This window comes from Streptomyces sp. 135, from assembly GCF_020026305.1.
GTDB lineage: Bacteria > Actinomycetota > Actinomycetes > Streptomycetales > Streptomycetaceae > Streptomyces.
In genome coordinates this window covers 7744461-7767622 of record NZ_CP075691.1, presented here as the reverse complement: position 1 = coordinate 7767622, position 23162 = coordinate 7744461, and the positions used below count along the sequence as shown (strand labels likewise).

Here is a 23162-nt window from a genome sequence, read left to right as displayed (position 1 = left end):
GGAAAGCGGAATGGAAGCGCCCGGATAAATTCTGATGTTTCGAACTCGCCCCTCGGTTAGGCTGGCCAAGTACGCCCTCGAACGCATGGACACGGATTCGGCGTGCTCGGTTGCGTCTGCCAGGACGGGAGTGCCCAACGGAGATGGAAGCCAGATGCTGATCAACCTCGGACTCGACGCCGTCGCAGAGACTGTCTACCGGGGCATGCTGGCACACCCCGGCAGCTCCCTGGCCGAGTTGGGCAGCCGGCTGCACATCCTCGAGGAGGATCTACGCGGAGCGCTGGACAGGCTCAGCGAACTCGCCCTGGTGCGGGCTTCCTTGGACAACCCCAGCCAGGTGCACGCGGTCGACCCCCACCTCGGCATGGAGATCCTCCTCGCACGCCAGCAGGCCGAGCTGGCCGCACAGCAGCAACGCGTCGAAGCGAGTCGCGCGGCGGCCGCCCGGCTCATCTCCGAGTTTGCGCACGAACAGTCCTCCCATTCCAATGCGTCGGTCCGATACCTCGAGGGCGTCGATGCCATTCGGGACTACCTCGCAGCCCTGAACAGTCAAGTAGTGAAGGAATTCCTGACCTTTGCCCCCGGGGGCGCTCAGACACCGGCGAACATGCAGGCCTCGCGTCCACTCAACAGACGGTTGCTTGAGCGGGGAATCAGTATGCGCACGATATACCTGGACAGCATTCGCCGCGACCCGCCCAGTGTTGAACACGCAGAATGGCTCACATCCCACGGTGCTCATGTCCGAACAGCGCCTTCATTGCCCAACCGGATGATCATCCGCGACCGCCGGGAAGCCATCATCGCCATCGACAGCGACAACACCGAAGTGGGCGCGGTCGCCATCAGTTCACCCGGCCTGATCTCCTCCCTCTGCGCCCTGTTCGAGAGCGAGTGGCGCTCCGCCCAGCCGCTGGGCTCCGCGCCCGCGCAACAGCCGGGCGAACTGACCCCGCAGCAGGTCACGGCCCTGCATCTGCTGGCCCAGGGCGCCACGGACGAGTCCATCGCGAAGAAGCTGGGCGTCTCCCCCCGTACGGCACGGCGTATCGCCACGGGCCTGCTCACGCACCTCAACGCGCGCAGCCGCTTCCAGGCCGGCGTCCACGCCGTGCAGGAGGGCTACCTCCCTTCCTCCCCGGAATGACCCGATCGCGGCCTGACGCGGCTTCGCGTCACTTCTGTCACATATCGCCCGCTCTGCACCTGCTACGGATCCTGGCCAGACGTCGGCGCATGCGTGGCTGACGCCCGACGGCGGCGGCCACTGATCAACCCGGGCCAGGAGGGTCGGTCACCCGAAGCGGACCCGTTCCGGCCCGGGCCTGTCCGAGGCCCCCGCCGCGCCGGCGCACGGCGAACGCATTCTGTGCCTTTGGGCTTCCGTCGAATATGGACACGTGCGCGTTCCGGAATGAACGCAGTACTTTGACGGCCCGGGGCGGGCACCTGGCCCGCTATTCACCGGCGCGGACGGCGGACGTATCCGCCGCTGTACGGCGCTCTCGCGCAGCCCGGCCGACACACTGCGCTGCCCGGTGGCCATTCCGCAATGACCCGGTGACATATTCACGAGGGGACACCCATGTCCGATCACAGGAGCGGTCTCACCGTCGGCACCACTCTGCCGGGGCTCTCCCGCGCCGACGTCGACCGTGCCGAACTACGCCTGGCCCCACGGATTCTGCGCACGCCCGTCATCCGATCCGACCAGCTGGACGCCCAATGCGGCGCGCGGCTGTGGCTGAAGGCCGAGAACCTCCAGCGCGGTGGGTCCTTCAAGGTCCGCGGCGCGCTGCTCGCCGTCGAGGAGCTGGCCGCCGCCGGCAGTCGGGGTGTCGTCGCCCAGAGCACCGGCAACCACGCGATCGCGGTGGCCCTCGCGGCCCGCGCGCACGCGCTGCCCACCCTGATCGTGCTGCCGTCCGACGCGCCCCCCGCCAAGGTCGGGCGCATCCGGGAGGCCGGCGCGCGGGTGGTGTTCGCCGGGACAACGCTCGCCGAGCGCGTCGCCGCCGTCGAGGAGTTCCGGGAGCTGCACGGCTACGACGTCGTCGACCCCTACGAGAACCCGCACGTCGTCGCCGGCCAGGGAACCGCCACGGCCGAACTGCTGAAGCAGGCCGCCGCGCAGGGCGTGCGCCTGGACACCGTCGTCGTCCCCGTCGGCGGGGGCAGCGCACTCGCGGGCGCCTGCCTGGCCGCGTCCGGCCACGGGGCGGCCGTCGTCGGCGCGGAGCCGGAGGCCGTGCCCGCCTTCACCGCGGCGCTGGGCGCCGGGCCGGTGACGGTGGGCGTCGGGCCCACCATCGCCGACGGGCTGCGCCCCGACCGCATCGGCGCGCTCCCCTTCGCCCTCGCCGCCCTGGTCGCCGAGCAGGTGCTGACCATCTCCGAGGAGGCGATCGCCGACGGCATGCGGGCCGCGCTGCTGGTGGCCCGGCTGCTCGTCGAACCGGCGGCCGCGACCGCGCTGGCCGGCGCGCTCGAGTACGCGTCCGGACCGGGCCGGGGCACCGACATCGGCGTCCTGCTCTCGGGCGGGAACGTCGAGCCGGCCCTGGTCGCCGCCGTGCTCGCGGGCCCGGCAGACCTCGCCCACAGAGCCGTGGCGAGCTGAGCCCCGCGGCACCACAACGCCTCGGCCCGAAATACGGTGGTCGCCGTACTTCGGGCCGAGGCGTGTATGCCGTGATGCCGGACTACTTTCCGGCCATGGCCTCGATCAGGCTCTTGGGCCGCATGTCGGTCCAGGACTTCTCGATATAGGCGAGGCAGTCCTCTCGGCCCGCCGCGCCGTACACGGAACTCCAACCCTCGGGCACATCGACGAAGATGGGCCAGAGGGAGTGCTGCCCCTCGTCGTTGACGAGGACCAGGTAGCTGGCATTGGGGTCGTCGAACGGATTCGTCACCACACTGTCCTTTCTCAGGCGAACAACTCTGATCACGTCGGTGACCACACCAGTGGGCCGGGTGCGGCAATTCCACACGTACGCGATCCACAATTCCCATCTCGCGGAGCGCCACGGGCCCGCGGCGATCCACTATGACTCGCTTCTCATCGCTGCGACAACACCCGACGGGCTGTGCGCCGCAACGGCTCCGGCATACGGGCCACACCTGGTGGGTGAGGGTGTTCAACCGCGACCACGCGTCAGTTGAACACCCCCGGATCCTTCTTGCCGAAAGGCTCATTGCCGTGTAAATGGGCCGGCCACATTGCTCGTTCGCGGCGCCCGATGCCGCTGTGGAAACACCACGGAATTGGTTGGGCGCGGTGTCAGGCCGAGCGCTGCACACCGGTTTCCGTATCGTCTTCCTTGAACTGTGTGTGGTAGAGCGACGCGTACTGTCCCCCCTGTGCCAACAACTGCTCGTGCGTACCGCGTTCACGGATGCGGCCCGCGTCGACGACCAGGATCTGGTCGGCGTCCCGAACGGTCGAGAGGCGGTGAGCGATCACGAGAGACGTACGGCCCGCCAGCGCGCCCTTGAGGGCCCGCTGGATGGCGGCCTCCGACTCCGAGTCCAGATGGGCGGTGGCCTCGTCGAGGACCACGATCGGAGGCGACTTGAGCAGCAGCCTGCCCAGGGCGATCCGCTGCTTCTCACCACCGGAGAGCCGGTGGCCGCGGTCACCGACGACGGTGTCCAGACCGTTCGGCAGGGCCGAGATCGCGTCCCAGATCAGCGCCGCCCTGCATGCCTCGATCAACTCCTTTTCGGTCGCCTCGGGGCGCGCGTAGAGCAGATTGGCGCGGATCGTGTCGTGGAACATGTGCGTCTCCTGGCTGACCACACCGACCGTGTCGCTCAGGGACTGCAGCGTCACGTCCCGCACGTCGTGGCCACCGATCCGGACGGTGCCGGAGGTCGCCTCGTACAGCCGGGGCACGAGCTGGGTGATCGTGGTCTTTCCGGCGCCGGAGGGGCCGACCAGGGCCGTCAGCTGCCCGGACGGAGCGGTGAAGCTCAGCTCCTTGAGGATCCAGGCGTTGTCACCCCGGTCCTTCTCGCGCAGCGCCATCGGTTCCAGGGAGGCCAGCGAGACCTCCTCGGCGGTCGGGTAGCGGAACGAGACGTGGTCGAACTCCACGTCCAGACCACCACGGGCCCGGACTCCCCCGCCCCCGCTCTCGTCGATGGAGACGAGCGTATGCGCGCCGGGCTTCTCGGCGACCAGCGGCTTCAGGTCGAGGATCTCGAAGATCCGGTCGAAGCTGACGAGCACCGTGAGTACCTGGATCTGCAGTCCCGAGAGCTGGTTGATCGGCCCGTACATCCGGAACAGCAGCGTCACCATCGCGACGAGCGTGCCGATCTGGAGCGTTCCGCTGATCACCAGGTTCCCGCCGAAGCCGTAAACGATCGCCGTCGTCATCGAGGTGAGGACCGTGATCACGATGAAGAACATCCGGCCGTACACCACGTTCAGCGCGGTGATGTCACGGACGCGGCCCGCCTTCTCCTCGAAGAGCGCCGCCTCCGAGGCCGGCCGGCCGTACAGCTTGGCAAGCTCCGCTCCGGAGATGTTGAAGCGCTCGCTCATCATCGAGCCCATCTCGCCGTCGAGGTTCATCCGCTCCCGGGTCAGCCGCTGGAGCTTGCGGCCGATGATGCGGGCCGGGAAGAGGAACAGAGGCACCATCGCCAGGGCGACGAGGGTGATCTCCCACGACAGGTAGATCATCGTGCTGATGACGATGGCCAGGGTCAGGAGCGCCGAGACCGCCTGGGTCAGCAGTGAGGTGATCGCCTGCCGGGTTCCGGCGATGTCCGTGTTGAGCCTGCTGACGAGCGCTCCCGTCTGCACCCTGGAGAAGAAGGCGAGCGGTTGTCTCTGTACGTGCTCGAAGACCTCGGTCCGCAGGTCGTAGACCAGTCCCTCGCCGATCCTGCCCGAACACCGGGCCTCGATGTAGAGGACGAACGACTCCAGCAGGGCCAGCAGTACGATGCCGAAGGCCAGCATCACGACGATCTCGAACTTCTTCGGCACGATGCCGTCGTCGATCATGAACTTCAGCATCAGCGGGCTGGCAGCGGTGATCGCACCGCAGGCGATGCTCGCCAGGACCAGGACCGCCAGTTGCTTCCGGTAGCGAACTGCGTACGGGAGTATGCGCCGCAGCGTGCCCGGCTTGATCTTCTGGCGGCTCATCCTGCCTTTGTCGACATTGTTTCCAGAGGTGAGATTCGGGCCGCCTATGAGGGCCATGGAGAACACTCCTCGCTTGTGGGTGAAAGAGCCCTTTCCGTCCGATCGGAAGGCGGCGCGGCGGCCTGGAGGACAGCCGGTGCGGACGCATTGCGGTGGCGTAGGGCGCCGGTACCGGCCTCCGTGCAGAGGCGGGGGCGGCATGCGGGGCGGGAACGCCCCCGGGTGGGTGGAGCCGGGGCACCGCATGGGTACGGGCGGGGGTGCGGGTCCGCATGCGGGTTTCGCGTCCTGTGGGTGATGCGCTCGGGGCCGCCCCCGATGAGGCAGACGGCCGGCGTGGAATGCGGCTCGAAGGCCTTCGGAATCGCTGCGGTTTTCGCCATGGGCATGGGGGTCCGCCCTTTCTGTCGCCCAGGGAAGTCGGGGAAGCCCCTTGTCGGGAGACTTCACCGATCGGGTCGGCGCAAGACCCGTCCGTTCAGCCGTTGTTCTCCGGATTCCGGGTGTCGTGGGTGAGCTCCTGCGCGTAGAACGCCTTGATGCGGGAGAGGAATCCGCGCCGACTCGGCTTGGCGGCCGAGTCGGGGCGCGGGCCCGGGTCGAGGGCGTCGAGCATCGCCTTGCGCCGGATCTCGGCGACGGCGATGACGTCGACGCCCGGGTTGGTGATCGGAAGCGAGGTGGCCGCGACGGACGCCGCGGACGGCGCTTGGACGACGGCTTCGGCAGCCGGCGCCTCGGTCTGCGGGGCAGCGCCCCTCAGCGACGTGGTGGGACCGGCGCTGCCCCCTGCTCGGGGGTCGGAGGCGGAAGCGGCCGAGGAGGGCGTCACGATGGACATGAGGAATACGCTTTCTGTCGCCAGGAATGAATCAGGAATGAATGGGGGGGCGCGCGCTGAAGCGCCCAGGGGCCGAACCGAGCGGTCGCCCCGTCGTCGTGCCATGTCGTGCCTTGCCTTGCCTGCGCGGAGGGAGACCGCGCGTTCCGCGGGCGCCGGACGGTGGTGGCACCGGCCGGCACCCGCTCAGGTCGTGCTACCGCTCGGCCAGCCAGGCGGCCACCGCGGTCCACACGTCGGCCAGCGTCTCGGGATCGGCCATCTCGTAGTGGGTGCACGGGACACCGGTCTGCGTGATCTCGCCCGTGATGTAGGGCTTCCAGAGCTCCTCGGTGGCCATGCCCTCCGGCTTGCTCTGCTCGGCCACGACCAGCAGGGCGTCTCCGTCGAAGCGCCCGTGCACGTGGCCGGCCCGGATCGTGCGGTGGTTCTGCAGGATCCTGGCGAACGTCCGGTACTCCTCCTCGGTGGCCGACCCGAGGGCGCCTCCCGCCTCCCGGCGTACGACCTCGATGAGTCGGTCGACCTTGGCGTCCAGGTCGACCTCGCTCTCGTCGGCGTGGTCGACGGCACCGCCGTCCCGACGCTGCCACGGGTACTGGTCGAGGATGACCAGCGCCGAGACCTCGTCACCCGCCGCCTGCAACTGGACGGCCATCTCGTGGGCAACCGCCCCTCCGTAGGACCAGCCGAGCAGCCGGTAGGGGCCGCTGGCCTGCACCGAGCGGATCCGCTCGATGTAGTCCCTAGCCATCTCCGGTACGGAGGAGGCGAATTCGGAGGTGCCGTCCAGGCCACGGGACTGCAGACCGTACAGCGGGATCTCCGCCGGTACATGCCGTGCCATCGGCATGTAGCACCAGCTCAGGCCGCCCGCGGGGTGGATGAAGAAGAACGGCGGCTCGCTGCCCTGCTCCCGGATCGGCAGCAGCACCCCGAGCGCGTCGCGGATCGATGACAGGCTCATCCGCTTCATCAGCTCGCCGACGCTCGGAGCAGCGAACAGGTCACGCACGGCGATCGTCACGCCCCGCTCCCGCAGCGCCTCCACCAGCCTCACCGCGAGCAGCGAGTGGCCGCCGAGCGCGAAGAAGTCGTCGTCGACGCCCACGTCGGGGCGGCCGAGCACCTGCGCGAACGCCTCGCACATGTGATCCTCGAACGAGGTCACCGCCCAGTTGGCCGCCTCGTCCACCACGCCGCCCTGCGGGACGGGAAGCGCCTTGCGGTCCAACTTGCCGTTCGGCATCAGCGGCAGCCGGTCGATGGCGACCACCGCCGAAGGCACCATGTAGCCGGGCAGCCGGTCCTGGGCCAGGCCCCGCGCCTCGCGGGCGATCCGGTCCGCCGCCGACTCGGGCTCCTCCCCCTCGGCAGCCGCCCGGTTCGGCACCACGTACACCACCAGGCGCTGGTCGCCCGGGGTGTCCTCGCGGACCAGGGCGACGGCCTGGCCGACCGAGGGGTGCGACGCCAACGCGGCCTCGATCTCCCCCAGTTCGACCCGGAAGCCCCGGATCTTGACCTGGTCGTCGGAGCGCCCCACGTAGTGGAGGTCCCCGTCGGCGGTCCACCGCACCACGTCACCGGTGCGGTACATCCGCGCCCCCGGCTCCCCGAACGGGCCGGCCACGAAGCGGCCTGCCGTGAGGTCCGGGCGCCCCAGGTAGCCGCGGGCGACGCTCTTGCCACCGATGTACAGCTCACCCGCCACGCCCGGCGGAACCGGGGCGAGGGCCTCGTCGAGCACGTACACCTGTGTGTTGCCGATCGGACCGCCGATCGACATCGCGTCGGCACCCTCCCCCGCCAACTCCGCGGCGGTCGACCAGACGGTGGTCTCGGTCGGACCGTACAGGTTGGTCAGCGTGGGCGTCCTGGCGAGGAGCGTGCGGGCCAGGTCACTCGGCAGCGCCTCCGCGCCGATCATGGCGCGCACCCCCGTCCAGTCGACCGGGTCGTCGGCGTCGGCGATCAGGCCGCGCCACAGGCTCGGCGTCGCGTGGACGATATTGGCACCGGTGGTACGGATCAGGGAGCGCAGCGCCCACGGGTCGAGCACCTGCTCCTGCGAGGCGAGCACCATGGACGCCCCGTTGAGGAACGGCAGGTAGAACTCGAAGCCCGCCATGTCGCAGCCGTGGGTGCTGACCGCCATGAGCCGGTCGTCCGCGCCGAGCGCGAACCGGTCCTGCATCGCGCTCAGGAAGTTCACGATCGCGCGGTGCTCGACGATGACTCCCTTGGGACGCCCGGTGGATCCCGAGGTGTAGATGACCCACATCGGGTGCTCCGGCCGCAGCGCCGCCGTGCGCTCGCCGTCGGTCAGCGGCCCGTCCGCGAGGCCCGCGAGCACCTCGGTGACCTCCGCGCTGTCCAGCAGGATCACGGGAGCCTGCGGGCGCTGCCCGGCCTCCGCCGGGCGGGCGTCCAGCTCCTCGCTGGTGAGCACGCTCACCGCGCCGGAGTCGGCGATGACGTAGGCGATCCGGTCGGCGGGATAGGCCGGGTCGATCGGCAAGTACGCCGCACCCGACTTGATCACGCCGAGCAGGGCGACCACCAGGTCCACCGTGCGTTCGAAGACCGCAGCGACGACCGTCTCCGGACCGATGCCCCGGCCGGCGAGGTGGCGCGCGAGCCGGTTGGCCCGGGCGTCCAGCTCGGCGTAGGTCAGCTCCATGCCGCCGTGGACGAGGGCGACCGCGTCGGGCGTGCGGGCGGCCTGCGCCTCGAACAGCTCGACGACCGTCGCGTCCGGCACCTCGGCCTCGGTCGCGTTCCATTCGGTGAGCATCCGCGTCCGCTCGCCCTCGCCGAGGACGTCCACCTCGCCGAGGCGGACCCCCGGGTCGGCGGCGAGCGCCGCGAGTACCCGGCTCAGCCGCTCGGCGATCCGCTCGACCGACTCCGGGTCGAACAGGTCGGCCGCGGCGACGAGCGAGCCGCGCATGCCGGCCGGGGCGCCCTCGGCGTCGTACAGCTCGGTGACGCTGACGTCCAGGTCGAACTTCACGACCGCCTCGGCGGGGGCCCCGGCGGACCGGGCCGCGGGGGCCCCTCGCCGTGCGTCCACGCCCTCCAGGTCGAGCACGGCCTGCTCGTTGTTCTGCAGGAGCAGCATGACCTGGAACAGCGGGTGGCGGGCCATCGAACGGGCCGGGGCCAGCTCCTCGACCAGCCGCTCGAAGGGCACGTCCGGGTGGGCGAACGCGCCGAGTCCCGCTTCCCGTACGCGTTCGAGGACCTCCCTGAACGTCGGGTCCCCGGCGAGGTCGGTACGGAGGACGAACGTGTTGACGAAGTAGCCGATCAGGTCGTCGAGGGCCTCGTCCGTGCGGCCCGCGATCGCGGAGCCGATCGGGATGTCGGTGCCCGCGCCGATGCGGGAGAGCAGGACGGACAGAGCGCCGTGCAGCACCATGAACATCGTCACGCCCTCGGCTCGCGCCACCTGCGCCAGCCTGGCGTGGACGTCCGCGGGGACGTCCAGCGGCACCCGGTGGCCCCGGTGCGAAGCGATCGCCGGACGCGTCCGGTCGAACGGCAGTCCCAGCTCCTCGGGCACCCCCGCCAGCGTCCCGCGCCAGTAGGCGACCTGCTGGGAGAGCAGGCTCTCGGGATCCTGGCTGTCGCCGAGCACCTCGCGCTGCCACAGCGCGTAGTCCGCGTACTGGACCGGCAGCGGCTCCCACTGCGGCGCGCGGCCCGCTCTGCGGGCCTCGTAGGCGGTGGAAACATCGCGGGCGAGCGGCGCCCACGACCAGCCGTCGCCGGCGATGTGGTGGACCACGACGACCAGTACGTGCTCTTCGGGTCCGGCCCTGAACAGCCAGGCGCGGACGGGGGGTTCGGCGGCGAGGTCGAAGGTGTACGCCTTCGCCCCGGCGACCGCCTCGGCCAGGCCTTCCGGCTCGACATCGGCGACCGTCAGCTCCCAGTCCAGCGTGTCGCTGTCGAGGATCCGCTGGTACGGCTCGCCGTCGGCGACGCCGAAGACAGTGCGCAGCACCTCGTGGCGCGCGAGCAGGTCGCGGAGGGCCGCTCCCATCGCGTCGACGTCCACCGCTCCGGCGAGCCGGGCGGCCACCGGGATGTTGTAGGTGGGGCTCGGCCCGTCCATCTGGTTGATGATCCAGAGCCGCCGCTGTCCGTAGGAGAGCGGGAGCCGCTCGGGCCGTTCCATGGCCGTCAACGCGATCCGTGCCGCACGGGCACCCGCCAGCCGCTCCACCAGACCCGCGACGGTCGGGGACTCGAAGAGCGCCCGTATCTCGATCTCGACGCCGAGGACGGAGCGGATCCGGCTGACCAGGCGCACCGCCAGGAGCGAGTGACCGCCCAGCTCGAAGAAGTCGTCATCGACGCCGACCTCGGCAAGACCGAGGACCTCGGCGAAGGCCAGACACAGGATCTCCTCCTGCAACGTGACCGCCCGGCGCCCGCCGGAGGCCAGTGCCGACGAGTAGTCCGGCGCGGGCAGGGCCTTGCGGTCCAGCTTGCCGTTGCCGGTCAGCGGCAGCGCGTCCAGGACGACGACCGCCGACGGCACCATGTGCTCCGGCAGCCGCTGCCCCGCGAATTCTCGTAGGGCCGGCCCCAGTTGGGCCTTCTCCTGCGGCTCCAGGTCGTCGGCAACGACGTAGGCCACGAGTCGCCGGTCGCCAGGGGTGTCTTCGCGGGCGATCACGGCGGCCTGGTCGACCAGCGGGTGGCCGGTCAGGACACCCTGGACCTCGCCGGGCTCGATGCGGAAGCCACGGATCTTGACCTGGTCGTCGGCTCGGCCCAGGAACACCACCTGGCCGTCCGCCGTCCACCTGGCCCGGTCACCGGTCCGGTACATCCGCCCGCCCGGCTCGAAGGGGCTGGCCACGAACCGCTCGGCCGTCAGGCCGGCCCGGCGCACATATCCGCGCGCCAGCCCCGCACCCGCGACGTACAGTTCCCCGGCGACACCGGGCGCCACCGGCCGCAGAGAGGCGTCCAGGACGTAGAAGCGGGTGTTGGCTATCGGGGACCCCACTGGGGCGACGTGCCCGGAAACACGCTCGATGGTGAGCCGTGTGGTGGCGACACCGATCGTGGTCTCGGTCGGCCCGTAATGGTTGTGCACCTCGCGCTCACCGGCAGCGGCGAGCAGCTCCCGCAACCAGGCCGGGGAGGCGGCCTCACCACCCAGCACGAGGGACTTCCTCGGCAGGACGCCTTCCACGCCACCGGCCGTGGACAGCGCGGCCAGATGGGAAGGGACAGCCTTGAAGTGGTCGATCCGGTGCTCGGCCAGGTACGCGGACACCGCGGCAGGGTCCGTGACGGCACCCTCGTCCAGGATGTGCAGCTCACCGCCGGACGCGAGGCTGGTGAAGACCACCGTGTTGCCCAGGTCCGTCGCCTGCGCCTGGAGCAGCGCGAACCGCGCACCCTGGCCACCGAAACCGACCCGTCCGGGAACAGAGGCCACATAGTTCGCGACTCCGCCGTGCGTCACGGCCACACCCTTGGGCTGACCGGTCGAACCCGACGTATAGATCACATACGCGAGCGACCGCCCGTCAACACCCCTGCCAGGCCGCTCCGTTGAAGCCGCCGCAAGCTGCATCTCGACAAACGTGTCATCGATCGCCACCAGACGCGAACGGCCCGCCGGCAGCTCGTCCAGGATCTCCTCCGTCGTCAGCGCCAACGCCGCACGACTGTCACGCAGCATGAACGCGATCCGGTCCGTCGGCTGCACAGGATCGATCGGCAGATAAGCCGCGCCCGCCTTCCACACACCCAGGATCGCCGCGATCATGTCGGTGCCGCGCGGCAGGCACAGACCCACCACGGTCTCGGGGCCGATTCCCTGGCCGATCAGGTAATGCGCGATCCGGTTCGCCCGCGCATCCAACTCCCCGTAGGAAGTCTTCGTGCCTTCGCTGATGAGCGCGGTGGCCTCGGGGGCGCGGGTCACCTGCCGTTCGAACAGTTCGTGCACGACGGCCGCCTCATCGTGGGTGGCCGTGTCGTTCCAGCCGATCAGCACCCGGTGGCGCTCCACCTCGTCGAGCGCAGGGACGCCGCTGAGGCGGGTCTGCGGGTTGTCACCGAGCAGGTCGAGCACGCGCACCCAGGACCGGGCCATCCGCTCGGCCCACTCCGGGTCGAACAGGTCGGCGGCGACCGTGACCGAGCCGCGCAGGCCCGCCGGGGCCCCCTCGGCGTCGTACGTCTCCCCGACCATCACGTCGAGGTCGAACTTCGCCGCCCGGGTGCCGGTGGACATGCCCCCGGTCCACACGACGGGCGTCGCCAGCGCGTCGAGACCGGCGCTCACGGTGTTCTGCTTCGTCAGGACGACCTGGAAGAGCGGGTGGCGAGCCATGGAGCGAGTCGGGGCCAGCTCCTCGACGAGCCGCTCGAACGGCACGTCCTGGTGGGCGAAGCCGGACAGACCCGCTTCCCGCACCCTGGCGAGCAGTTCGGTGAAGGCCGGGTCACCCGAGAGGTCCGCCCGCAGCACCTGCGTGTTGACGAAGCAGCCGACCAGATCGTCCAGCGCCTCGTCGCCTCGGCCCGCATGCGCCGAGCCGATCGGGACGTCGGTGCCCGCACCCAGCTTCGAGAGCAGGATGGCCAGGGCGGCCTGGAGAACCATGAACATGGTCACGCCCTCGGCCCGCGCCAGCCCCGCGAGGCGTGCGTGCACTTCGGCGGGAACGTCGAGCGCGACGCTGTGCCCCAGGTGCGAGGCAACGGCCGGGCGGGACCGGTCGATGGGCAGTTCCAGCTCCTCCGGCGCCCCCTCCAACGCCTGCTTCCAGTAAGCGAGTTGCTGGGCGATGACGCTGTGGGGGTCGGTCTCGTCGCCGAGCAGCTCGCGCTGCCAGAGCGCGTAGTCGGCGTACTGGACCGGCAGCGGCTCCCACGCGGGAGCCCGGCCCTCGACACGAGCCGCGTAGGCCGCGGAGAAGTCCCGGGCCAGGGGCGCCCGCGACCAGCCGTCACTGGCGATGTGGTGGACGAGGACGACAAGGACACGCTCGCCCTCGGGGGTCTCGAAAAGGGTGGCCCGGATCGGCACCTCGACGGAGAGGTCAAAGGCGTACCGCGCGGCCCCGGTGACCGCTTCCTCCAGCTCGGCCGCGTCGACCAGGGCGAAGTTCAGTTCCCAGTCGAGCTCGTCGAGTTCGCGGACGCTCTGGTACGGCTCGCCGTCCGCGACCCCGAAAACGGTCCGCAGGACCTCATGCCGCCCGATGACGTCTCGCAGGGCCGCATTGAGAGCCTCCCTGTCGACCTCCCCGGACAGCCGCAGGGCGATCGGGCTGTTGTAGGTGGCGTTGGCGCCTTCCAACTGGCTGATGAACCAGAGGCGTTGTTGGGCGAAGGAGAGGGGGATGCGTTCCGGGCGTTCGCCGGCCGTCAGGGCGAGCCGGGCCTGACCGGCGCCGGCCAGGCCGGCGGCGAGACCGGCGACCGTGGGAGTTTCGAACAGGGCCCGCAGCGGGACCTCGACGCCCAGGACGGTACGGACCCGGCTGATCAGACGCACCGCGAGGAGGGAGTGACCGCCCAGCGCGAAGAAGTCGTCATCCACGCCGATGCTGTCCAGGCCAAGGACCTGCGCGAAGACCCCGCACAGCAGTTCCTCCTGGAGCGTGACAGGACCCCGCGCACTGGTTCCGGTCGCGTACTCCGGAGCGGGCAAGGCGTTGCGGTCCAGCTTGCCGTTCACGTTCAGCGGCAGCGCGTCCAGGACCACGACCGCCGACGGGACCATGTACGACGGCAGCCGATCACTCACGAACTCGTGCACCTCGTACGGCAGTTCACCATCCGGTGCACCGTCGACCGGGACGACGTAGGCGACCAGGCGCTTGTCCCCCGGCACATCCTCACGGGCGATGACAACCGCCTGCGTGACCTCCGGGTGCGCTGCGACCGCCGACTGGACCTCGCCCAGCTCGATCCGGAAACCACGGACCTTCACCTGCTCGTCCACACGGCCCAGGTATTCGACCTGACCGTCCTGCGACCAGCGCACCACATCACCCGTGCGATACAAACGACCACCAGCGGTCGAGAACGGGTCGGCGACGAAACGCTCACCCGTCAGCTCCGGACGACCCAGATAACCACGGGCCAGACCAGCACCCGCGATATACAACTCACCAGCAACACCCGCCGGCACCGGAGAAAGAGTCCCGTCCAGGACATAGACACGGGCGTTGGAAATAGGGCGGCCGATCGGGACGATTCCGTCTACCTGCGCGTCCGCGAACCAGGCCGTGGAATACACCGTGGCCTCGGTCGGACCGTAAATGTTCGCGACCCGCGCACCCGGAATCGCCGTACGAATACCAGCCACCGCATCCGCCGTCAGAGCCTCACCGGCCAGGACCACCATCCGGGGACGAGCCTGAATCTCACCCGAAGCCACCACTTGCGCGAACGCCGACGGCACACCACTCACCAGACTCACATCACCGATGGACGCGTCCGCATCGGCCAGAGCCAGGAGATCACCCACGACCTCGACACTGCCACCCGACACCAACGGGCCGAACAACTCGAAGACCGACACATCGAAGTTGAAGGACGTCGACGCCAGAACCCGCCGGAAATTCTCACCGCCGAACTCCGCGGCAGCCCAGCCCAGCAGCGCCGCCACCGACCGGTGCTCGACCACCACACCCTTCGGACGCCCCGTCGAACCCGACGTATAAATCACATACGCCGGATGCTCCGGCCGAACCCCCACACCCAACGGACCGCTCTCAAAACCGGCCAGATCCAGGTCATCCAGGACCACGACCGCCGCATCCGACGACGGCACCGCCCCAACCGTGTCCGTCGAAGCGAGAACCACCACCGGCCCCGCGTCACCAAGCATGTAACCGACCCGCTCAGCCGGATACCCCGCATCGATCGGCAGATACGCGCCCCCGGCTTTCAGCACCGCCAGCAGCGCCACCACCACATCGACACCACGCTCCAAACACACACCCACCAACGACTCCGCACCCACACCCTGAGCAACCAAATAGCGAGCCAACTGACTGGATCGGCGGTCCAGTTCGGCATAGGAGATCTCAACGCCCCCGGAACCCACAGCCACCGCATCCGGAGTGCGGGCCACCTGCGCCTCGAACAGCCCCGCCACCGTGGCATCGGCCGGAAGCGCGGCCGCCGAGTCGTTCCACTCGGTCAACACCCGCCGACGCTCGGTCTCGTCCAAGACCTGAACCGTGCTCAGCGGCACGTCCAAGCCGTCCGCCAGGGCGGATTCGAGGGCGGTGACCAAGTTCTGCGCGGCCGTGCGCAGGAAGATGCCCACCGTCTCGGGGTCGATCGGCGCGACTGCGTGGACGGCCAGCGAGATCCGGTCGCTGTTGTCGTCGACAGAGACCATGAGCGGGTAGTTGGTGCGCTCCTCGAAGTAGACCCTCCGGATCCCGTCCAGCCGCTCGTCTCGGACCTGGGGCGCCTCGGTCGTAGCGCCGCCGCCGTTGTGGCGGTAGTTGAACAGCGCGGTGAACAGGGGCGCGTCACCCGTCACCCCGCTGGCCTGCTGCGCCACCGTCAGCGGCGCGTGCTCGTGTTCCAGGAGTTCTGCCAGCTGACCGCGCATCGCCGACACGGCGGTGAGGACACCGAGCGCGTCGGTCCGCACGCGGACGGGAAGCGTGTTGAGGAAGGGACCCGGCACCCGGTCGGAGCCCGTGCCGGCGTTCATGCGGCCGAACAGGACAGTGCCGAAGACGACGTCCTCGCGCCCGCTGACCGCGGCCAGGACCCGGGCCCAGGCCAGGTGCAGCAGGGTCGCCGGGCTCGCGCCCAGGCGGCGGGAGACGTCGAGCAGGCGCGTGTGCAACTCGTCGGCGAAGACGATTCGTGCGCGGGTCGTGGCCGTGCCGTCGCCGTGGACGTCGACGATTCCGAAGGGGGCCGTGGGCTCGGTGACGTCGCCGAGCAGCTCGGCGAAGTACCGCTCGTGCTCACCGGTGGTCACTCCGGCGCGGGCCTGCGCGACGAAGTTCCGGAAGGGCAGCGGCTCCGCGAGGGTGCCGTCGCGTCCGGTGAGGAACGCGTTGACCTCGGCGAGCATGACCTCCAAGGCGGTGTGGTCCTGCACCATGTGATGGATCCGCACCAGCGCCAGCCACTCTTCCCCGCCGGGGACGCGGGCCGCGTGGACCCGGATCAGCGGGGCCCGGCCCAGGTCCATCGACCCGCCGCCGGCCTCGAGGAGCTGCTCCACCGGGTCGCCGCCCTCGGCGTCCAGGGTGACGAACTCGACGGGCAGTGTCACCTGCCGCCGCACCACCTGGACCGGCTCGCGCAGGCCGTCCCACACGATGGACGTGCGGTAGATGTCGTGGCGGTCGACGACGCTCTGGAGCGCCTGGGTGAAGGCGTCGAGCCGCTCGCGGGCGTCGAACTCGACGACCGTCGGCATGACGTACGTGTCCTCGCCACCGTCGGCGAGGAGGTGGTGGAAGAGCAGGCCTTCCTGGAGGGGGGCCAGCGGGTAGACGTCCGCGATGTTGGACGCGCCACCGTCGACGGTGGCGACGACCGCCGCGGTCTCGGCAGCCGTGAGGTCGACAAGCGGCAGCATCTCGGGAGTGAGGGAGGTCGCGGCGGCCGGGATCAGGTTCGCCGGGACAATCACCTGTTCGGCGCCCGCCGAGGCGGCGAGACCGGCCGGGGTCGGCGCGTCGAAGAGCGCTCTGATCGAGACGGAGACACCGCGCGTACGGAGGAGGGCGACCAGGCGGATCGCGAGGAGGGAGTGGCCACCGAGCCGGAAGAAGTCGTCGTCCACGCCGACCCCGTCGAGACCCAGCACCTCGGCGAAGGCCGCGCACAGGATCTCCTCGCGGGCGTCGGAGGGGCCACGGCCGCTACCGGCCGCGTACTCGGGGGCGGGCAGGGCCTTGCGGTCCAGCTTGCCGTTCACGTTCAGCGGCAGCGCGTCCAGGACCACGACCGCCGACGGGACCATGTACGACGGCAGCCGATCACTCACGAACTCGTGCACCTGGTACGGCAGTTCACCAGCCGACACACCGTTGACCGGGACGACGTAGGCAACCAGGCGCTTGTCCCCCGGCATGTCCTCACGGGCGACCACGACGGCCTGGGCCACCAGGGGATGCCCGGCCAGCACCGACTGGACCTCGCCCAGCTCGATCCGGAAACCACGGACCTTCACCTGCTCGTCCGCACGCCCGAGGTATTCGACCTGACCGTCCTGCGACCAGCGCACCACATCACCCGTGCGATACAAACGACCACCAGCGGTCGAGAACGGGTCGGCGACGAAACGCTCACCCGTCAGCTCCGGACGGCCCAGATAACCACGGGCCAGACCAGCACCCGCGATATACAACTCACCAGCAACACCCGCCGGCACCGGAGAAAGAGTCCCGTCCAGGACATAAACGCGGGCGTTGGAAATAGGACGGCCGATCGGGACGATTCCGTCTACCTGCGCGTCCGCGAACCAGGCCGTGGAATACACCGTGGCCTCGGTCGGACCGTAAATGTTCGCGACCCGAGCCCCCGGAATCGCCGTACGAATACCAGCCACCGCATCCGCCGTCAGAGCCTCACCGGCCAGGACCACCATCCGGGGACGAGCCTGAATCTCACCCGAAGCCACCATCTGCGCGAACGCCGACGGCACACCACTCACCAGACTCACATCACCGATGGACGCGTCCGCATCGGCCAGAGCCAGGAGATCACCCACGACCTCGACACTGCCACCCGACACCAACGGGCCGAACAACTCGAAGACCGACACATCGAAGTTGAAAGAGGTGGAGACCAGCACACGGGAGAAGTCCGCACCGCCGAACTCCGCAGCGGCCCAGCCCAGCAGCGCCGCCACCGACCGGTGCTCGACCACCACACCCTTCGGACGCCCCGTCGAACCCGACGTATAAATCACATACGCCGGATGCTCCGGCCGAACCCCCACACCCAACGGACCGCTCTCAAAACCGGCCAGATCCAGGTCATCCAGGACCACTACCTTGGCATCCGACGACGGCACCGCCCCAACCGTGTCCGTCGAAGCGAGAACCACCACCGGCCCGGCATCCGCAAGCATGTAACCGACCCGCTCAGCCGGATACCCCGCATCGATCGGCAAATAGGCACCACCCGACTTCAGCACCGCCAGCAGCGCCACCACCACATCGACACCACGCTCCAGACACACACCCACCAACGACTCCGGGCCCACACCCTGAGCGACCAAATAGCGAGCCAACTGACTGGATCGGCGGTCCAGTTCGGCATAGGAAATCTCAACGCCCCCGGAACCCACAGCCACCGCATCCGGAGTGCGGGCAGCCTGCGCCTCGAACAGCCCCGCCACCGTGGCGTCGCCCGGAAGCGCGGCTGCCGAGTCGTTCCACTCGGTCAACACCTGGCGCAGCCCCGCCTCGTCCAGGACCTGGACCGAGCTGAGCGGCACGTCATCGTCATGGTCGCCGTCCAGGGCCGATTCGAGCGCGGAGACCAGGTTCAGCGCCGCCGTGCGCACGAACTCGCCCACCATGCGCGGGTCGATCGGCGCCACCGCGTCCACGGCCAACGTGAACAGGTCACCATTGTCGTTGACCGAGACCATCAGTGGGAAGTTGGTGCGCTCCCGGGTGAAGACGGCCCGCATCCCGTCCATACCCTCGTGGCGCCGCGTGTCCGCGCGCTCCTCGGCACTGCGGCCCGGGTTGTGTCGGAAGTTGAACAGGGCGGTGAACAGCGGGGTGTCACCGACGACGCCGCTGGCACGCTGGGCCACCACGAGCGGGGCGTGCTCGTGTTCCAGGAGCTGCGCCAGCTGACCGCGCATCTCGGACACGGCGGCGCGGACCCCGGAGGAGTCCGTGCGAACGCGGACGGGCAGGGTGTTCATGTACGGGCCGGGGACCTGGTCGGCGCCCTCGCCCGCGTTCATGCGGCCGAAGAGAATGGTGCCGAAGACCACGTCCTCACGCCCGCTGACCGCCGCGAGGACCCGGGACCACGCGACGTGCATGACTGTCGCCGGGCTGGCGCCCAGACGCCGGGAGACCTCCCGGAGCCGTACGGTCAACTCCGTGTCGAACGGAACCACTTCGCGTACGGCTCCGGCGCCGTCGCCGCGCACGTCCGCGACCCCGAACGGCGCGGTGGGCTCGGTGACGTCGCCGAGCAGGTCGGCGAAGTAGCGCTCGTGCTCGGAGCGTTCGACGGCGCCGCGCGTCTGGGCGACGAAGGTGCGGAACGGCAGCGGCTGCGTAAGCTCCCGTCCACGGCCCGCGAGGATCGCCTGCACTTCGTTGAAAACGATCTCCAGGGCGGTGTGGTCGCGCACCACGTGGTGTGCCCGAAGCAGGGCCAGCCAGCGGCCGGTGCCGGGGACCCGCGCGGCGTGCAGCCGGATCAGCGGGGCCTCGCCAAGGTCCATGCGCAGGCCGCCGGCCGCGAGGAGCTGCTCCACCGGGTCGCCGCCCTCGGGGTCGAGGGTGACGTCGGTGACGGGCAGGGTGACGTCGCGCCACACCACTTGGACCGGCTCGCGCAGGCCCTCCCACACGATGGACGTGCGGTAGATGTCGTGGCGATCAACGACCTGCTGGAGCGCGTCCGTGAAGGCGTCCAGGCGGTCGCGGGCGTCGAACTCGAGCACAGTCGGCATGACGTACGCGTCGTCGCCGCCGTCGGCGAGGAGGTGGTGGAAGAGCAGGCCTTCCTGAAGAGGGGCCAACGGGTAGACGTCCGCGACATTGGACGCGCCACCGTCGACAGTGGCGACGACGGTCGCGATCTCATCACCGGTCAGATCGACCAGAGGCAGCATCTCCGGCGTGATGGCCGTGGCACCCACCGGAATCAGATTCGCCGGCACCTCGACCCGGACAGCGTCCACCGAAGCCGCGAGACCAGCCGGCGTCGGCGCCTGGAAAAACGTCCGCACGGAGACAGAAACCCCGCGCTTGTGAAGAAGAGCGACAAGCCGGATGGCAAGAAGCGACTGCCCCCCCAGCTCGAAGAAATCATCATCCACACCAACGCTCTCCACCCCCAAAACCTCGGCGAAGGCCGCACACACGATCTCCTCACGTGCGTTGGACGGACCCCGCACCCCCGCCGCCGCCTCGAACCCGGGGACGGGCAACGCCTTGCGGTCCAGCTTGCCGTTGGCAGTCAACGGCAGAGCATCAAGGACAACGACAGCCGACGGCACCATGTACTCAGGCAGACTCCCGGCCACGAACCCGGCAACCGGACAGGCCAGTTCACCGGTAGTGACCACATACGCGACAAGACGACGGTCACCAGGAATGTCCTCCCGCACGACCACGGCGGCCTGCGCGACCTGCGGATGCGCGGCCACCGCCGCCTGGACCTCACCCAGCTCGACACGGAACCCACGCACCTTCACCTGATCATCCGCACGGCCCAGAAAGACCAGCTGGCCGTCCGCCGTCCACTTCACCCGGTCACCCGAGCGGTACATCCGCTCACCACAGGCGGAGAACGGCGAGGCGACGAACCGCTCAGCGGTCAGCGCCGGACGGTTGACATACCCACGCGCCACACCCGCACCCGACACATACAACTCACCCGCCACACCAACCGGCACAGGCCGCAACGCCTCGTCCAGCACATAGACACGTGCGTTGGGCACAGGCCGGCCCACCACGACATCAGACGACGAGGAAAGCCGGGCGATCGCGGTGTCAACAGTCGCCTCGGTCGGACCGTAGAAGTTGAAACCCTCCACACCCTCCAACGACCGCAGCCGCTCCCACAGACCGGCCGGGACCGCCTCACCACCCACACCAATACGCGACGGACCCCCAGAACCCCCGAACAGACCCTCCTCCACCAGAATCTGAAGATAAGAAGGAGTGACCTCCGCGAAATCGATCCGCGACGCACGCATCCACGCCACCAGACGCCCCGCGTCCAGCCACGTCTCCCCGTCCACCACATGCAGCTCATGACCCGTGAACACAGCCGCCAGCTGATTCCACGACGCGTCGAACGACACCGAGGTCGTCAACGCGACCCGCAACACCTCACCATCCGCCGCGAACACCCACCGGCCATGACCCTCACACAAGCTCACCGCACCCCGATGAGTGACCACCACACCCTTCGGCCGACCCGTCGAACCCGACGTATAAATCACATACGCCGGAGACTCAGACCGCACCACCACACCCAGCGGACCACCGTCCAACACCGCCAACGCCGAAACCGTCTCCACGTCATCCAGCAGGACCACGGCCACGTCCGCCACGGGGAGCACATCAGCCGTCCCGGCAGAGGCGAGCACCACCGCGGGCTCGGCGTCGCCGATCATGTACGCGATCCGCTCCAGCGGGTACTCCGGGTCCACCGGCACATACGCGCCACCGGACTTGAGCACCGCAAGCAACGCGACGACCAGATCCGCCCCCCGCTCCAGACACACCCCCACCAACGACTCAGGACCCACACCCTGCGCCTGAAGATGACGGGCCAGACGGTTCGCCCGCGCGTCCAGCTCCGCATACGAGAGCGACACCTCACCCGCGACCACGGCGACCGCATCCGGCCGACGAGCCACCTGCACCGCGAACAGCTCCGGCAGCGAACCCGCCACCACCGGGACAGCGGTCTCGTTCCACTCCGCCAGGAGCCGCCGCTCCCCCTCGTCCAGAACCTCGACCGCGCTCAGCCGGGACTGCGGGTCCAGGACCAGCAGCTCGATCGCCCGCTCCCAGCGGGCCACGATGCGCTCGGCCGTCTCGACGTCGAAGAGGTCCGCGGAAGCGACGACCGAACCGCGCAGGCCCGCCGGAGCGCCGGCCTCGTCGAAGACCTCCGACACCGACGCGTCCAGGTCGAACTTGGCCGCGGACTCGCTGGTCGCCGGACCGTTGGGCGTGACGGTCCTCCTGGCTGTCGGCGCCGAGGTGTTCCGGTCGCTGGTGCCGGGCAGGTCGAGGACGGCCTCGCCGGTGTTCTGCACCTTCAGCATGACCTGGAACAGCGGATGCCGCGCCAGCGAACGCGCCGGCGCCAGCTCCTCCACGAGCTTCTCGAACGGCACCTCCTGGTGCTCGAACGCCGCCCAGTCGGCCTGCCTCACGCGCGAGAGCAGCTCGGTGAAGGTCGGGTCACCCGACACGTCCGTACGCAGGACGAGGGAGTTGATGAAGAAGCCGACGAGGTCGTCGAGAGCGACGTCCGTACGTCCGGCGACGGTCGTGCCGATGGGGATGTCGGTTCCCGCGCCGAGACGCGAGAGCACCGCCGCGAGGGCGGCCTGGAGGACCATGAAAGGGGTCACGCCCTCGGCCTTGGCCAACTCGGCGAGACGCGTGTGCACGTCGGCGGACACGGCCAGCGCCACCTTGTGCCCGCGGTGGGAGGCAACGGCAGGCCGAGGCCGGTCCGCGGGAAGCTCCAGCTCCTCCGGAACATCGGCCAGCACCTCCCGCCAGTAGGCCATCTGCGTGCACATCACGCTCTCGGGGTCCGACTCGTCACCGAGCATCTGGCGCTGCCAGAGCGTGTAGTCGGCGTACTGGACGGGCAGTGGCTCCCATTCGGGGGCCTTGCCCTCGCTGCGTGCCGCGTAGGCCGTCGAAAGGTCGCGGGCCAGCGGACGCTTCGACCAGCCGTCGCTCGCGATGTGATGCGTCACCAGGACGAGCACCTGCTCGTCGCCGCCCGTGGAGAACAGCGACGCGCGGATCGGTATCTCGGTCGAGAGGTCGAAGGCGTGTCCGAGGACGTCCGCGATCGCGCCGTCGAGGTCGGCCGGGGCGACCTCGGCCGCTGCCAACGTCCACTGAAGGCCGGCCGTCGGCAGGATGCACTGGTACGGCTCGCCGTCCGCGACCGGGTAGATCGTGCGCAGCACCTCGTGGCGGCCGATCACGTCGCGCAGGGCAGCGTCGAGCGCGGCACCATCCGTCTCGCTTGAAAGACGCAGTACGACCGGGATGTTGTAAGTGGAGCTCGGGCCCTCGGACTGGCTGAGGAACCACAACCGGCGCTGCGCGAATGACAACGGAATCATCAGGACTCCTCCTGGTTACGCATCGGCCGCAACGCCGGCCTTGCTGTCTTCTGGTGGGCAAGTTGTCGTGCGAGTGCTGCCACGGTCGA

The 23162-nt window shown here is 69.6% G+C and carries 7 protein-coding genes (1 of these 7 only partly in view); 2 read left to right on the top strand and 5 right to left on the bottom strand.

Annotated features, from left to right (window positions below):
* Positions 1-154: 154 nt before the first annotated feature.
* Both KKZ08_RS34515 and KKZ08_RS34510 read left to right on the top strand, forming a co-directional pair.
* Complete coding sequence (locus KKZ08_RS34515; RefSeq protein WP_223778165.1) at positions 155-1153, top strand: LuxR C-terminal-related transcriptional regulator; 999 nt, start codon at positions 155-157, stop codon at positions 1151-1153.
* A 438-nt stretch (positions 1154-1591) separates the two neighbouring features.
* On the top strand, positions 1592-2626 hold the full coding sequence (locus KKZ08_RS34510) for a threonine/serine dehydratase (RefSeq protein ID WP_223778164.1): 1035 nt from the start codon (positions 1592-1594) through the stop codon (positions 2624-2626).
* 82 nt (positions 2627-2708) lie between these two features.
* Here the strand turns inward: KKZ08_RS34510 and KKZ08_RS34505 are convergent, their stop codons facing one another.
* From KKZ08_RS34505 to KKZ08_RS34485, 5 genes are all read right to left on the bottom strand, one after another.
* Positions 2709-2921, bottom strand: a complete 213-nt coding sequence (locus KKZ08_RS34505; protein ID WP_276573915.1) for an MbtH family protein — start codon at positions 2919-2921, stop codon at positions 2709-2711.
* A gap of 368 nt (positions 2922-3289) precedes the next feature.
* Positions 3290-5170: an ABC transporter ATP-binding protein gene (locus tag KKZ08_RS34500; RefSeq protein WP_223778162.1), complete on the bottom strand. Its 1881-nt coding sequence runs from the start codon at positions 5168-5170 to the stop codon at positions 3290-3292.
* 478 nt (positions 5171-5648) lie between these two features.
* Positions 5649-6011 carry a hypothetical protein gene (locus tag KKZ08_RS34495; protein WP_223778161.1) on the bottom strand — a complete coding sequence of 121 codons (363 nt, stop codon included), beginning with the start codon at positions 6009-6011 and terminating at the stop codon, positions 5649-5651.
* A 196-nt stretch (positions 6012-6207) separates the two neighbouring features.
* Positions 6208-23073, bottom strand: coding sequence for a non-ribosomal peptide synthetase (locus KKZ08_RS34490; RefSeq protein ID WP_223778160.1), 16866 nt, complete (start codon positions 23071-23073; stop codon positions 6208-6210).
* Positions 23073-23162 carry the 3' end of a non-ribosomal peptide synthetase gene (locus KKZ08_RS34485; protein WP_223778159.1) on the bottom strand. It continues 9546 nt past the right edge of the window, so only the last 90 of its 9636 coding nucleotides appear in the window; its start codon lies beyond the right edge, outside the window; its stop codon occupies positions 23073-23075. The genes KKZ08_RS34490 and KKZ08_RS34485 overlap by 1 nt, the downstream gene beginning before the upstream one ends.

Excerpts from the sequence above, each read along its gene's own strand:
- KKZ08_RS34515 (WP_223778165.1), top strand. The coding sequence starts at position 155 with ATGCTGATCAACCTCGGACTCGACGCCGTCGCAGAGACTGTCTACCGG.
- KKZ08_RS34500 (WP_223778162.1), bottom strand. The coding sequence starts at position 5,170 with ATGAGCCGCCAGAAGATCAAGCCGGGCACGCTGCGGCGCATACTCCCG.
- KKZ08_RS34490 (WP_223778160.1), bottom strand. The coding sequence starts at position 23,073 with ATGATTCCGTTGTCATTCGCGCAGCGCCGGTTGTGGTTCCTCAGCCAG.
- KKZ08_RS34510 (WP_223778164.1), top strand. The coding sequence starts at position 1,592 with ATGTCCGATCACAGGAGCGGTCTCACCGTCGGCACCACTCTGCCGGGG.
- KKZ08_RS34495 (WP_223778161.1), bottom strand. The coding sequence starts at position 6,011 with ATGTCCATCGTGACGCCCTCCTCGGCCGCTTCCGCCTCCGACCCCCGA.